We start from the raw sequence: 15,129 nt of genomic DNA on the forward strand, positions 1-15,129 counted from the left end.
AAAACCTCCGCATCTTTTGGTCAAAACGTGCGTACGTTTTAATCGAAAGATACAGAGGTTTTTAAAATGCCTGGTAAAAACTTTTATCCAGACAACAAATAAAAGCAGCGGTCATTATTGCCGCTGCTTTCTCTTTTAGGAAATGATAACCGGTTAATTCTTGATGAATTTCTGAGCGGTTTCAGTTCCTTTTATCTTTAATAGATAAACCCCTTTCGCCAAACCGGAAACATTAATAACATTGTTATTTGAACCGATATTGGTTTCGGAAACCTTTCGCCCTTCCAGACTATAGATCTCGACCGTTTCTGTTTTCTTGAAATCCATGGATACCGTTAGGCTTTCTGTCACAGGATTTGGATAAATAGACATTTGGGGGTTGGAAATATCTGCCACAGCCATGTTAACGCATTGATAAGAAGGGAGTGTGTAGCCGGAGGTTGTCAGCTCTTCAGTAACGATGTTGACGTCATCACAAGTAAACCCGAAAGTTCCCAGCATATCGATAGCCGCCTGTCTCACTGCCACTGCAGCGGTCTGCTGTGTTGCAGAGGAGTTGGTCATGGCAAGCCCTTCCAGAAAAATACGGTCAGTTTTCTCTTTGCCTATTCTGTTATAGATCCTCATCAGGGATGTTGCCCAGATCTGTCCGTTGGCATGTATGGCAGAAGAGCTGTTGATGTTACTTGTAGGATATTTCGGTGCATAGTTGGTTACACGGCCGTCCCAACATGCATTATGACCATCCCAGCTGAACATCCAGTTATATTGAGGCTCATTAGATGCCCATTGGTTCAGGCTTCTGCTGTATGACATGGCCCAGTAGTCTCCCGATCCTTCGCCCAATCCCTGTGCTGAAGAAGATTTGAGACCCGTGATCCAATAATGGATCGCATGGCCAAACTCATGTAAAACCACATCAGCATCTTCGGCATCATCCACACAGCCTTCTCCAAAAGCAAGTCTCTGAGAGCTCGGGATGAAGTGGGAATTATCATCGCCACTCAGACCATGCGGATCGAAGAGCAGTATACCGTTATTCAGAGTGGATTTACAATTGATTCCCAATGTTTCATTGATATAAGCCATGCTTCTGTCCAGATGATAAAATGCATTGACAGCCTCAAAACCCTGCTCGTTTCTGTTAAAAAGAAAATCCGGCGATGCCTGTGTAAAGAGCCCCGTGGACGGTGATTCGAAATCGGCTACCTGCACATATTTGCTTTTCAGGCTGTATAATCCGTTGGCAAAGGTGATATCCGGCAGAGCCACCAGGCTTCTTGCAGCATCCAGACTGGCATTGGTAGCATCATTGTTGTCCACATAGTTTCCGCCATAGCTGACATGAGCTCTGGATAGCGGATCCGGATCAAAAATATAAGCCGTTCCGGTCGCTCTTATCTCGGCAGGCTTTTGTTTTGTCTTTTTCTTGGGCTTATCTTTGTGATGATAGTTGGCCACATCCAGAACCCTGATGACTTCTCCTGAATGTGCGTCCACCATAATTTCCCAGTCTCCCGGCGTTTCATACGAGTTGATGATAATCCTATGGACCAATTTGGTTTCTCCCTGATCTGTCACAAAAACATATAAGTCATTTTCCTGATGGGTAATCTCTCCCTTGATCTCAGCTGCAGCCATCGCTTTCGTAAAGGCGTTTTCCTTGGTATAAGACGGGGTCGTATCTATAGATTTCAGCTTTTTGGAAACAGGGATTTCTGTCGCATAAGTGATTTCGCCTTTTTTGTTAAAATGGATCGCAATATCACCTTCATAGACCGGCACACCGTTAACAGTCTGCTGAAATCTCAATGTTTCTCCCGCAAGGCTCTGTCTGGAAGACCGCAGATCAAAATGATCTTTTACATTGGTACCGATTTTATTTGAATTACTGGCCATCCAGCTTCTTGCTTTGGATTCCAGTGATGTTTGTGCGTACATCGTAGAGAAGGTAAGCGCAAAACCTGCCACTAAAAAGTTGATTTTTAAATTCATAATTATTAATTAAAATTATTGTGCAAAGTAATGATTTTAGCTTGAAATACAATCATAAAAACAACAAAACAAATAATATAAAATAAAATCAAAATTATAAACATTTCAATTTTTTATTGATAATACTTCGAAATTGTGGAAAAATAAAGGAATCCGGCTTATGATTTCTTTTTAACTTTGGTGTCTGCTCTTCATCACTTTTTTATTAAAACAAACAACATGTACGCTTTACTCGACTGCAATAACTTTTTCGTTTCCTGCGAAAGAACATTAGATTCTACGCTGGAAAGCAAGCCTGTGGTTGTACTGTCTAACAATGACGGCTGTGTAGTTTCCAGAAGTAATGAAGCCAAAGCACTTGGAATCCCGATGGGTGCACCTGCTTTCAAATATAAAGACCTTTTTGCCGAACACGGGGTGAAAGTTTTCTCTGCCAAGTTTGAGCTTTATAACTTTTACAGCCAGAAAGTGATGAAAATCGCAAAAAGCTTTGTTCCGGATAATGCTTATGAGGTTTACAGCATTGATGAATTATTTCTTGATTTTCATGGCTTCAGGTATTTTGATTTGAATACATATTGCCGGAATATCAGAGATAAAATCAAAAATAAACTGAAAGGGCTCCCGGTAAGCATTGGTGTCGCACCAACAAAAACACTCTGTAAAATTGCGAATCATATTGTAAAAAAAGAAACCGCAAAATATCCCGATGGTGTTTACATCATGGATACTAAGGAAAAGATTGAAGAAGCACTCAGGAATCTTGATATCGGCGATGTGTGGGGAATCGGCAGAAAGTTATCTGCAAAGATGAGAGACAACGGTGTTTTCAAAGCCTGGGATCTGTTTCAAAAACCGGAGATGTGGGTGAGAAAGGTAATGGGCATCCATGGCGTGAGGATGATTAATGAACTGAAAGGTATCCCGCAACTGGAGCTAGGTCTGCCTTCCGATAAAAAATCTATCATGGTGAGCAGAAGCTTTATGAAAATGATCACCGATAAAAAAGAACTGGCGGAACGTGTTGAGACCTTTGCCATCTATTGCGCAGAAAAACTGCGGAAGCAAAACTCCTGCTGCAGAGTCATCAGCGTTTTTGTCCAGACCAACCGTTTCCGAAAGGAACTCGGCGAATACAAGGATGGATTTTCCATCATTCTTCCTAATCCTAGCAGTTCATCAATAGTTCTCGCAAAATATGCACACTCTATTTTTGAGGCAATATATAAGGAAGGATTCCATTATAAAAAAGCGGGCGTGATGGTTTCGGATTTTGTACCGGATACCGAGAGGCTTATTAATCTTTTCGAAAAAGATGTTGACGCCAAGCATATTCCCATCATGAAGGCTATTGACAAACTCAATTCGAAATACGGAAAAGACAAGATCCGTCTGGGCGGAATGTCCGGGCAAAATACTTACGGACGTGCCGCACTCTCACCGGAATATGAAGAATTTCTGAAAAATAATATCCTGCCGGAAGCCAATTACAGATTTCATTAAAAATAAAAAACTATCTTGATTGATAGTTTTTATTGTATCTCGGAACTCAAACCTTTATCCAGCAATGCTTCGTGCATTGGTTTCAGCTTTTCCAAAGCACCGGTTTTGACCGTGCATTTTCCTTTATAATGAACGAGAATGGTACATTGTTCGGCTTGTTCCAAAGTATGTCCGCATATCTCTATCAGACACATGATCACAAAATCAAACGTGTTGACATCATCATTATGAAGAACCAGCTTATAAACTTCATCCTCCTGTTCCATGACCAAAACTTCCTCATCATACTGGCGTTTTGGCTGGTCATAAGATTTATGATTGAAAATTTTCATTTTAACTTTCTGTAATTTCATCCGTGATATCTTCAAGCAAAGGTTTTTCGTAGATCAGTTCGACCAATTCCACACTCTTGTTCTGCATTTTCAGAATCTTAAAATGATAACCGTCGCATTCGAACTCCTGATTTTCTTCCGGGATATCCTGCAGTTTATTCAGAATAAAACCCGCAAGGGTGTTGTATCCGCCTTCTTCAGAAACCGGAAGTTCTTTAGGAAGGCTTTCATTGATCTCTTCCAGTGGCTGGGTTGCTTTTACCCAATAAGTATTTTCCCCAACCTTATCTACGATTTTGTCCTCCTCGTCTTCCTCATCCTGGATCTCTCCCACGAGTTCTTCCAGAATATCTTCCAGCGTGATAATTCCTTCTGTCCCGCCAAATTCATCAATGACAATGGCCATATGCTGCTTCTTGAATTGGAAAACCTTCAGCAGATCGGAGATCTTTTTACTTCCGACAACGAAAAAGGCTTCTCTCATCAGCCCTCTCAGCGCTTCGTGAGTCAGCTCTCCTTTGCTTCTGATATATTCTCTAATAATCTCCTTGGTATAGAAAATCCCGATGATGTTGTCAATAGAACCTTCATAAACAGGAATGCGGGAATAACCACTGTCCATGATCTGAGAAATGATCTCTTCCTTATCGTCCTCGATGTCGATAGAAGAGATATTCTGCCTTGTGATCATAATTTGCTTGGCATTATGATCCGTAAAATCAAATGCGTTTTTGATGATCTCATAATTCTCTTCCTCAATCTCACCACTGTCCGCGGATTGTTTTACCAACAGCTGAAGTTCCTCGGTAGAGTGGATATCATGTTCCGAAGCCGGATGGATTTTGATGATTCTTAAAAATCCGTTAGACAAGGAATTCATCAGCCAGATAAACGGTCGGAATATATTATAAAACAAATGCAACGGATAAGCGATGAAAAGCGTTGTAGATTCGGATTTCCTGATGGCGATTGATTTTGGAACCAATTCACCGAATACAATATGCATCACCGTGATCAGCAAAAAGCTACAAACTACAGAAATAGTAGTAACCGTAGCTTCTGCCAGTTGAATATTGAGTGAGCTGAAAAGTGATTCTATGATATGATGCAGCGCACTTTCCCCTACCCAACCAAGGGCAAGCGAAGCGAGTGTAATCCCCAGCTGTGTAGCCGAGAGATAGGCATCCAGATTTTTGATGATGTTTTCGGCCTGCTTGGCCATTGTGTTTCCTTCGGCCGCTTTCAGCTGGATCTGGGAATAACGTACTTTAACTATTGAGAATTCGGCGGCTACAAAAAAGCCATTCAGAAGAACTAAAAATAATGCAATGAGAAGTTTGATTAAACTATCGGGGTCCATTTAATGTTGTTATATATGTACAATCCGCACAAAGATATATATTTTTTTTTACATCAATAGAATTCACATCCGGATTGTATCTAATCAAGTTACTGATTGATTGAATTTTAGCATTTTCAGGCTGATAATTATAATTAACTAAAAATGATAGACAACTTTAACAACTCTATTTAATTATTCATCAGAAAAAATTAGTAGTTTTAGATACTGATTAATTTTGATGAAGCGATTTTTTTTGGGTCTGTTCCTATTTTCTTTTTTTTTCTGCGCAAAGGCTCAGCAAGACAGCATTTTACTGAAAGTACAACTGAATGATGACAGGAAAAGCATCTCAGTAGAACAGACTCTGATTTATCATAATCCGCATCAGAAATCAATTAATCAGATCAAACTCCTGAACTGGGTTTCGGCTTATCAGAAAAGAAAGACACCTTTGTTGAAAAGAAAAATTGAAGACCGCAAGAAAGACCTTTACTTTGCCACAGAAAATCAGCTTGGAAAACTGGAAAGCCTTCAATATGCTTCCGGAAATACCTTTTCCGAAATCCTGAATAAGAATCAGGAGAACATTTTCATTCCGTTATCAAAGCCTTTAGAGCCGGGAAAAAGCATCACACTTGAGCTGAAATATCAGATCCGGATGCCGGATGCGAGGTTCACAGGGTATGGTATTGATGCCAATCACATTCTTCTGAAATATTTTTTCCTCGTACCGGAAACTTATGAAGATGAAATCCAAAGTAATGTTTCTTATCGTGATACAGAAGAGACTGCCAACGCCGGCTCTTTTTGGAAAGTGGATTTTCAGATACCGGAAAACTGGAAAGCTTATTCAAATTTGTTCCAAAAATCAGACACAGAATTTGAAGGAATATCCATCAATGATCCGGAGTTTCAGTTATCGGGAGAAATCTACCCGGAATTCAATATGCCTGTTGACGGGCAAAATATCAATATCCAGCTTGGCTATCAGGTCACGGAATATCAGCGCCAGATATTAGGCTCGGTTATGACAAATCATCTCAAATTCATCAAAGCGAAAACAGGAAATCTGCCGGAAAAGCTTTTCATAACCAAAAAATTCCTTAACAAAGAAGAATTTATCGGCATTGATGACATCAGGTTCTGGAAATTCAAATACCAGATGTTCACCGATTATGAAAAAACGGATCTGGATTATATCAGCGTGATTTCCAAAAAGGTGATCGATGAAAGTTTCGTCTCTGACAAGACAAAAGACCATTGGCTGAAAAACGGGCTGAAAGCATATCTGGAGATTCAATATCTGAAAAATTTCTATCCGGATCACAGGCTCATCGGCAACCTTCCTGATAATGTCAACATCATGGGAATCAAACCTCTGAAAGTCTTTCACGCCTCGAAACTGAAGCTTGCAGAACGCTATGGTCTGGCCTACCACTACATCTATACACAGAATCTGGATCAGAAAATCAACACGCCTTTTTATAAGCTGAGCAACTTCAATACGACGGCTATCAGCCAGTTTGAGACCGGCAGTTTGCTGAATTATATTTCGGAGTATCAGGGATCGGGTTCTTTTGATAATTTTATTAAAGAGTATCTGTCCTCCAATTATCAGAACAAAACGACAGGCCGGGATTTCCTGAAAAAGCTGGAAACCTTCACAACAGGCAGGTCTGCTTTTTTCTCCAAAATGATAGATGAAAAGCACCGGATCAACTTCAATCTGAAAAATATCAATGAAGCCAAAGAGAATTATATTGTCAATATCAGAAATAAAGATGCTGAAAATGTACCGCTGAAAATAGAAACCGAAACCAAAGACGGCCATAGAGCAATCTTTTGGAAGGCCGGAACCGAAAAACCAAAAGACTCTTTGTCTGTTCCAAATGACAACACCGATAAAATCGTCCTGAATGACGACTATATCTTCCCGGAAACCAATTACAGGGACAATTATATCTATACAAAAGGGTTGTTCTCCAATGCAAAAAAGATCCGCCTGAAGCTGATAAAGGATATCCAGAATCCTGAGTACAATGAGATTTTCCTGACCCCGAGACTTACTTTCAATGCTTATGACAAGATCCTGCTTGGGCTTAATTTTAAGAACCAGGGGATTTTTGATCAGAAATTTGATTACTCATTTACACCCTATTACAGTACAGGGACTGGCAAACTGACAGGTTCCGGTGCATTAGGCTATTCCATCCTGCCGCCGAACAGCTTTTTCAGAAGCTGGAATTTCGGGGTATCAGGCTCATATTTTCATTATGACAATGACCTTGCTTATAAGAGATTTGGTGCCTCCACCTCTTTCAACTTCCAGAAAAACCCTAGAAGTGCCATTGGCAGAAGCCTTTATTTTTCCTACAATTATTATGAACGCGACCTCACGCCCCAGATGATTCTCAACCAGCAATATTCCAAATACAACCTTTGGAATGTAGGCTATTCCTACTCAGATAATCAGCTGATTCATGAAAAATACATCGGAACCAATTTCCAGTGGATGGAAGATTTCCAGAAAATTTCTGCAGAAGCCTTCTACCGTTGGGAATATGCAAAAGATAAAAAAATAAGCTTCCGCTGGTTTGCCGGTTATTTCGTGAAGAATGAAACTAAAAACACACTTTTCAATTATGGGATCTCGCGGGTTTCCAACTACTCTTTTTCTTATGGATTGCTGGGTCAGAGTGCAACTTCAGGGATTCTGTCGCAACAGTTTATATTGGCGGAAGGCGGTTTCAAATCGTTTTTCAACACATCGGTCAACCAGTTCATCACGAGCGTGAATGTAGATTCCCATGTCTGGAAATGGTTCAACGTCTATGCAGATGCAGGTATTTATAAAAATAAACACAGGGCAGAACAGTTCATCTGGGATTCCGGCATCAAGGTCAAAGTTATTCCCGACTTTCTGGAGGTTTACTTTCCGGTAGCGTCCACACTGGGATTCGAGCCGTCGTTCAAAAACTATGGCTACAGGATCCGCTATACCCTGGTCCTGAATCTTGGTGCACTGATTAATAACCTGAGAAGAGGTGTATTCTGATAAAAAGAAAACCACCGGGGTTTCGGTGGTTTATAAAAATTATTTTTTGATAAAATGTATTGTTCTTTCTCCCGAGCTGCCATAGATCTTGAGAATATAATTACCCGGCGGCAGGTTTCTGACATCTACCCGATTGTCCTTATACTTCGAAGAGAAGGCTTTGTTCAGCAGATTATATATTTCGACCTTAGAAATTTTACCTGTGGTTTCAATATTGATAAAATCTCCCGTCGGATTGGGATATATTCTGTAATCTTTCTCCACCACAGCATTGTCAGTGGCGGTTTTAGCGGTTTTATCGTCAGAATCTGCAGATCTTGCGCCCGTTAGCGGCGTATTATCCGCATAGGCATAGAAATGATTGGTGTCGATCAGCGTATTAGGATTGATTAAAAGATAACCCTTACCCTCCACTTTTATTCCGTTCCAGGTAGAATTATTTGCAGAAGTGATCTCTGCGCCCTCAATGACAAAATTACTGCCATCTTTCACAATAAACCTGCTTTGCGGTGCCATGATTATTTTACAAGTAGCCTTCAGGCTGGCGTTATTATCAATCTTCACATTAGAATATAACCGGAAATTAAGATCCCAGGTTTCATTATTGGTGACATCAATGTTGCTATTCTTAAAAGATTCTTCTGTAAAATATTCTCGCGTACTTTTAGTGGACGCAGCGAGATAAAGTTTAGAAATTTGAAGATTACTTAGAAAATTACCTGGAGCTGTTCCTTCTGATTTCATAATGTTTGTGAAACAATCTTCCTCATGGTCGAGATTGAAATTATGACCAGCTTCATGCAAAATACCTTTTCGTAAATTTGTAACGTGCCAGCCTCGAACTGTTTCCCAAGGTGTTGGATTAGGAATATTTGGATCTGCAACAACGTTTTTCATCCAAAGATATGTAACATAGACATCTGGAAACATCTGTCTAAGTTTTTGTGAAAAATCTGACTTTGACGCATTCTGTGAGGCAGCCCAGCCTTGCACTCCAGACATACTGTAATTGTGATTATTGACCATTTCATTATAAACATTTCCATTATTGGCAAAAATCACATTAATACCCTGTGGAATAGTTGGATCATTGTCATAATATGAATAATAATAAACGGATGAACCAGGATTAATTGTTGAACTGAAATTGTAACAAGGCTGCTTCGGGCAAATCGGCTCGTAACCTGTTTGCAGGTAATCCCAAGCCGGATCAACTTTCCAAATCTTATTGATGACAAATTGAATTTTAGTATTAGTCAGATGGGTCTGTCCATAGCCTTCACAACCTGATGTTGGCGAACCATCCAGATTAAGTAATGTCTGATTAACCCTACCTATTACCTCATCAATAAATCCAACATGTTCAGAATTATTTTCCTCAAAATTTCCCGTACCATCAGGCTTAGTAAGAAAAATGAAATTGAGTTTTAAATAAATTATATTGTCGGATGATTTTGGTAAATATAGATTGTAATGATTGTATGTATAATCATTATTACTATAATATTGAGAAGTATTACCACAGGTGGTAGTATTTAATTCCAATTTTTCCGGATCTAATATATTTGACGACTTAATGTCCAGTTTGTCTATTAACTGATTAGCACAAATAAAAGATAACGGATTATCTTGAGCACTGCATAAAGCAAAAACCCAAAAAAATGTAAAAGTATACAATAGCTTTTTCATACTTTTATTTTTTCTGTTTCGCTTCCAGCTCTTCTATCCTCTTATTTTGCCCGATGAGATGCAATGTCAGCTCCTCTACTTTTTTCAGAAGAAGGATGTTCATTGCTTTCAACTCTATCCCGTTTTTGATGGCCTCTTCGGTAGAGGGCACTTCCGGCAGATGCCCGTTCGTATTGATATAGCTTTCAACATCTTTCAGAGACATCAGCTTATAATCCTTATTGAAAACATAATCTGCCCAGCCATTCTCAGCTGCTATCTCTACTTTTATTTTCTCTGTTTTGATACCTCCTTTTACCAGTAAGTTATATCCTGTACAAGAGGTACAGTTTCCCAAAGTTTTTGAACCAATAATCACTTTACCATAATCTTCTTGTAAATAAATATTCATATTTTCACCATCAACTCTAAACATGGTAGCATCTGCTGGATTACTGTAAATAACAAAATCATTTTGATTTTCATACAGACTAAATGTTGTTGGTCCATAAAATTTATATTTTGATGGATAAGGAAACAAGTATGGATAATTTGATGAGGCTGAGCCCGTAAAATCTATATCCCCATTAACCGAAATCTGCATTTTTTCAGTCCCATTAGTCTTAAAAACTAAATCCTTATTATCAGTCGTCCCGATAAAATTAGTGCCTGCTGTTGTCCCGGTGTTCCCTGTCAAAGACCAGCTTTGTGCGTTGATGGTTAATCCGCATAGGATCCCCATTAGGATAATTGTTTTTTTCATAGTTAAAAAATTAATTTGTTATTATTCCTTCTAAAGTACGATTAAAACAACAGGCTCCATAATACATTATTAATCAAAATACCAATCATATTAACGACTATAAACTCCATACTATCAGAATGTTTCCGGCAGATAACCATAGAATAAGAGGTCAAAATATTTCTTTGTTTTTAATAAATAAAAAGGCTCCCGCATCCGGAAGCCTCTGTCTTAAATATTCAAAAAATCATCCTGCAACATGCTGCAGGTATTTCTACTTTTATACCACTGGCGGCTCCGCAGGTTCATCCCCGCTTTCCGTATTATAGATGACATAGTCATTATACTTTGCCACATCGCTGGTCTCCCAGATGTCCTGTCCTGTGTTGGTATAGCGCACCAATGCTTCGTAGATGGCATTGCCCGCCTCCACGCGGTCTTCCTGCTCTATATCACGGTCAGAGATCTCCAGCTTGTGCGCCAGGATCAGGCTCTCGAAGGCATCGGACAGGATGGTGATATCGTTCAGTATCTTTTCATCCAGTCCCTGCACCTCCAGATCTTCCAGATCCAGTGTGCCCACGCGCACGACACGCCGCCCGGTGATCAGCAGCTCGGCATCGTTCTGTCTGGCCAGTGCGTCGGTACCGTACTTCCTGTACCGGGCAGTCTCCGGCGCAAACTTCAGTGCCACCCTGGTCATCACTCCCCTGATGGCGACGCGCAGCTCTTCTGCTTTCGCATCCTTTTCAGCGGCGGCACCGGTCTGATCTGCCACTGCTTCTGTATCTGTGAGTGTCGCCTCGAAGGCATTGAGTGCCGCTTCCAGCGCATCCATCTGGTCTGCGGCGATGCCGAACGGTGCAAAGGCCGCCGCATCTCTGCGCATATAGCCGATTTTTTCATTACCCAGCGTATTGAGACGCGCGTCCGAAAACTTGTACAATCTTACAGGTTCTTGTTTTTTCATAATAAGTATTTTTAAAATTATTCATTTCAAAAATAAAAAATAAATTCTTTGTTTTAAAGATATATCTGTATTTTTTTAATAAATATCCCAGATTCATTTTCTACTAAGGTTAATTACCTGTCACAAAGCGGTGCAGCATCCCCGGCAAAGCAGGCGTTATCGTCTGAAGACATTGATTGCCTCTACGAAATGTTCCTGATGCCTTCCGATGATGCCATGACGGAGGCGGAAGATCTGATGATGAAGACGCAAGACCTGATGACAGAGACGGAAGACTTCATGATGCCCACGGAAGACTCCGTGACGGCATCCCAGGGCCGATGGAATGGGGAAAATACGTTTCTGAGCAAAACATCGGAAAAAACCGTTAATCTCTGGCCATAAAATCTGTAATGCTTCACCTCTGAACACAAAAAAAGCTCCCTGAATCAGGGAGCCTTCTGTTTTTATTAAAAACTATGATTAGTTTTTGATTACTTTTTGAGATACTTTCTCACCGTTTACTGTACCAGTTACGATGTAAACACCTTTTGCAAGAGAAGAAACGTTAAGTGTAGTACCTTCTGTTACTTTAGCAGATTTTACAACCTGACCAGCAGCGTTTACGATTTGGATATCAGCAGTCTTAGCAAAAGCGATAGATTCACCAACTACAGTGTTTTTAACTAGAGTAGAGTTAGCTTTTACAACATCAGATACTGCAAGACCTTCTGTATAAGTTACATCCATACTTATAACTCTAATTTGAGCAGATGTAGTAGTCTGACCATTTTGAATCGTAATATTAGATGCAGGAATAGCAGTAGTAATTAAATAAGTTGCATTAGTAGCATCAGCTGGATCATAAACAGTTGGAACCACTATGCCATCTACTTTTACAATAGCTGTTGCCGGAGCATAATTATCAGCACCAAGAGTTCCAGGAGTTTTGATTTTCACAGAATTGATTTTAGTAGTCCCAGCAGCAATTATAGCCATAGAATTACCATTACCGTCAGCGTTGCTAGAATACATTCTCAAAGTCCCATTATTTGCAGTATAAAATTTAGGACCATTGCTTGCTCCATTTTTCTGCACATCATAAGTCAATTTTCCCGCAACGATATTACCCGTAGTGATGTCTTGTGCGTTCGTAAAACCTTGGTTATTCCAAACATAAGTAAAAGTAGTTTGAGCTTGTGCAGTGAAAGCTAAAGCCGAAACAGCTAAAATTGTAAAGAATTTTTTCATAATATTAAAGTTTAAAAATTGTTTTAATTTTTTAGTTATTGTAAAGGGTTGCTAAGTTAACAAAAAAATGTAATCCGCAAAATTTTATTTATTTTTTAACATTTTCGCATCGATAGGTATTGGTTTAATCCGGGTTTGTAAGTTTTCATAATCAAAAATTAACATTAATAAACCTGAACCTTCTCCTCCTTTTTTCTGTGGCAAAGGTAAACATATTACTGAAGCCAAATGTTAAGTCTGTTTTAAATCATGTACAATTATAGTTCAAAACACACCCGCATTTACCGAAATACAAAAACGCTACCAATCATGGCAGCGTCTTATTGATCATCAGTCTCCGGATGATTAGTTCTTGATGATTTTCTGAGAAACCGCCTGTCCGTTAACCAGACCTGTTACTATATAGGTTCCTTTTGGCAAAGCGGATACATCCAGTCTTGTGTTTTCTGCGACCTCTGCTGTTTTCACACCCTGTCCTGCAGCATTGTAAACAGATACTTTTGCAGCAGCCCCGAAAATCAGTTCATTGGATACGACCGTATTTTTCACCAGATTAACGCTTCCTTTCACAGCATCCACTACAGCCATAGTCGGCTGCACTACTTTTATATCATCTATGAAAAACCTGTTGGCAGACGCTTCCTTGCTTTCAAATTTGATTTTTACACTTCCTGTCACATTGGTTATAGCAACCGTAAACGTATTGAAAGCACCTTTGGCAATGGTAACTTCGGATTTGTCAAGCGTTGCTCCTGTGGCGGAAACCAGAAGTGTTAGTTTTTCGTTATTTCCATCCCATGCTGCTGCGCGGAAAGTCAACGTCCCGGAACCTGTAAGGCTGATACCCGGTGTGGTTAATGAGCCTTTGTTACTGGATGCGCCCATCTTCAGACATTTGTCTGCTTTGAAGGCTCTGTCCAGTGTCCATGATCCGCCGGTGGTATATTCTGTAAGGCCGGTGTTGGCAACAGATCCGTTGAAGCCGCCGGTGTTACCACCTGTTCCGGTAACATCATCGAAGGTTGCATTGAACACAGTAACCTGCGCATTCATTGTTGCAGCTACAACAGCTGCTGCTAATAAAGAATAGATCTTTTTCATAATTATTTTATTAAAGATTGTTTTTTGTTGCGACAAATTTATTTCCAAAAACCCGACAACAACATAGACAGATAATTAATAAAACATTAAAAATCAATAATATATCATTAAAAATATTTTAACATTCGTAATGTTCATTTAACAAAAAAAAACGCTGTCAAAAATGACAGCGCTATAATTTTGAAATGGATTGAAACAATTATTTCTTGATAATTTTCTGAGAAACTGCCTGTCCGTTTACAAGACCTGTTACTACATAGTTTCCTTTTGGAAGAGCAGAAACATCCAGTCTTGCATTTTCTGCAACCTCAGCTGTTTTTACAACCTGTCCTGCAGCATTGTAAACAGATACTTTTGAAGCAGCACCAAAGATCAGCTCGTTAGAAACGATGGTATTTTTAACCAGGTTAGCTTTTCCTTTTGCAGCATCATTCACAGCCATAGTAGGATCTGTCTCTACAGTTCCTTTTACTGTTAAAGTTTTGCTTGTAGCATTGGCATGGCCGTTAAAATACCAGCTTCCCGTTCCGGATGCTCCATAATTAACAACTCTAAAAGTAACCGTAGTTCCTGCAGCTAAATTTTGCAGATCTGTAATAGCGCTTAAGTCAATTGCAGCCTGTTCGTTACCGGCATTACTTGTTGTTGCTCCCCAAGTAATTGCAGATCCGATGTTTGTAAAAGCTCCTGATCCTACCTGATATTGCCATTGCCCGGTAGTTGGTCCTGAAGCAGAACGTCTGATGTTGTATGCATTAATTCCGGAAATAGACAATTTATAACCTGTTTTTGCAGTGATTGTAAAAGTAACAAATTTGTTAGCTGTTACCGCAGCAGCAGCAGATGCGCTGTTAAAATCCGTACCTCCCCAGCCGTTAGCTGCACCAGTACCAGTCTGCAAAACGCCGGAACCTCTTGTCAAGCCACCAACCGTTAAATTAGTATCAGCTGTTGCAGCAGCAAAAGGGCTGGGTCCAAAATCACCTGCTCCGCCAGTCATTGTTACCGGCGTCCATTCTGCAATCGTAGTCTGTGCAAAAGCAAATGTACTACCTAATGTAAGCATTGCACCTAAAAGCAATGACTTCAATGAATAAAAATTTTTCATAATATAAAAAGTTTAAAATTGTTTTTTTTGAGTGGCAAATATAAAATTTTAATGTTAACTATAATTTTATAAACCTCTTTTCC

General features: G+C 39.7%; 12 protein-coding genes. 3 read left to right on the plus strand and 9 right to left on the minus strand.

The window, feature by feature from the left end:
• Window positions 1-153: 153 nt before the first annotated feature.
• Window positions 154-1,995 (minus strand): T9SS type A sorting domain-containing protein, encoded by a 1,842-nt coding sequence (locus BUA97_RS03100; protein WP_072996385.1) that lies wholly within the window; start codon window positions 1,993-1,995, stop codon window positions 154-156.
• Window positions 1,996-2,214: 219 nt separating this feature from the next.
• Here BUA97_RS03100 and BUA97_RS03105 point away from each other — a divergent pair, with 219 nt between their 5' ends.
• Window positions 2,215-3,498, plus strand: a complete 1,284-nt coding sequence (locus BUA97_RS03105) for a Y-family DNA polymerase (RefSeq protein WP_072996386.1) — start codon at window positions 2,215-2,217, stop codon at window positions 3,496-3,498.
• 29 nt (window positions 3,499-3,527) lie between these two features.
• Here the strand turns inward: BUA97_RS03105 and BUA97_RS03110 are convergent, their stop codons facing one another.
• Entirely contained in the window at window positions 3,528-3,830 is a 303-nt protein-coding gene (locus tag BUA97_RS03110; protein ID WP_072997193.1) for an ATP-dependent Clp protease adaptor ClpS, read from the minus strand.
• A 1-nt stretch (window position 3,831) separates the two neighbouring features.
• A complete protein-coding gene (locus tag BUA97_RS03115; RefSeq protein ID WP_072996387.1) occupies window positions 3,832-5,190 on the minus strand; it encodes a hemolysin family protein in 1,359 nt (452 codons plus the stop codon).
• A gap of 220 nt (window positions 5,191-5,410) precedes the next feature.
• Here BUA97_RS03115 and BUA97_RS03120 point away from each other — a divergent pair, with 220 nt between their 5' ends.
• On the plus strand, window positions 5,411-8,227 hold the full coding sequence (locus tag BUA97_RS03120; protein WP_072996388.1) for a TonB-dependent receptor: 2,817 nt from the start codon (window positions 5,411-5,413) through the stop codon (window positions 8,225-8,227).
• Between the two features lie 39 nt (window positions 8,228-8,266).
• Here the strand turns inward: BUA97_RS03120 and BUA97_RS03125 are convergent, their stop codons facing one another.
• The 3 genes from BUA97_RS03125 to BUA97_RS03135 form a co-directional block, all read right to left on the minus strand.
• The gene (locus tag BUA97_RS03125; RefSeq protein ID WP_072996389.1) at window positions 8,267-9,916 is read right to left on the minus strand and encodes a T9SS type A sorting domain-containing protein; all 1,650 of its coding nucleotides are present in this window, start codon (window positions 9,914-9,916) and stop codon (window positions 8,267-8,269) included.
• 4 nt (window positions 9,917-9,920) lie between these two features.
• Complete coding sequence (locus tag BUA97_RS03130; RefSeq protein ID WP_072996390.1) at window positions 9,921-10,658, minus strand: hypothetical protein; 738 nt, start codon at window positions 10,656-10,658, stop codon at window positions 9,921-9,923.
• Window positions 10,659-10,917: 259 nt separating this feature from the next.
• Window positions 10,918-11,607, minus strand: coding sequence for a hypothetical protein (locus tag BUA97_RS03135; protein WP_072996391.1), 690 nt, complete (start codon window positions 11,605-11,607; stop codon window positions 10,918-10,920).
• 240 nt (window positions 11,608-11,847) lie between these two features.
• On the opposite strand from BUA97_RS03135, the gene BUA97_RS17095 reads away from it, so the two are divergent.
• Window positions 11,848-11,991 carry a hypothetical protein gene (locus BUA97_RS17095; RefSeq protein ID WP_175546168.1) on the plus strand — a complete coding sequence of 48 codons (144 nt, stop codon included), beginning with the start codon at window positions 11,848-11,850 and terminating at the stop codon, window positions 11,989-11,991.
• A gap of 78 nt (window positions 11,992-12,069) precedes the next feature.
• Here the strand turns inward: BUA97_RS17095 and BUA97_RS03145 are convergent, their stop codons facing one another.
• From BUA97_RS03145 to BUA97_RS03155, 3 genes are all read right to left on the minus strand, one after another.
• A complete protein-coding gene (locus BUA97_RS03145; RefSeq protein ID WP_072996393.1) occupies window positions 12,070-12,837 on the minus strand; it encodes a T9SS type A sorting domain-containing protein in 768 nt (255 codons plus the stop codon).
• Between the two features lie 345 nt (window positions 12,838-13,182).
• Window positions 13,183-13,938: a T9SS type A sorting domain-containing protein gene (locus tag BUA97_RS03150; protein WP_072996394.1), complete on the minus strand. Its 756-nt coding sequence runs from the start codon at window positions 13,936-13,938 to the stop codon at window positions 13,183-13,185.
• A 199-nt stretch (window positions 13,939-14,137) separates the two neighbouring features.
• Window positions 14,138-15,046 carry a T9SS type A sorting domain-containing protein gene (locus tag BUA97_RS03155; protein WP_072996395.1) on the minus strand — a complete coding sequence of 303 codons (909 nt, stop codon included), beginning with the start codon at window positions 15,044-15,046 and terminating at the stop codon, window positions 14,138-14,140.
• Window positions 15,047-15,129: the final 83 nt, after the last annotated feature.

The organism is Epilithonimonas mollis, from assembly GCF_900142325.1.
GTDB lineage: Bacteria > Bacteroidota > Bacteroidia > Flavobacteriales > Weeksellaceae > Epilithonimonas > Epilithonimonas mollis.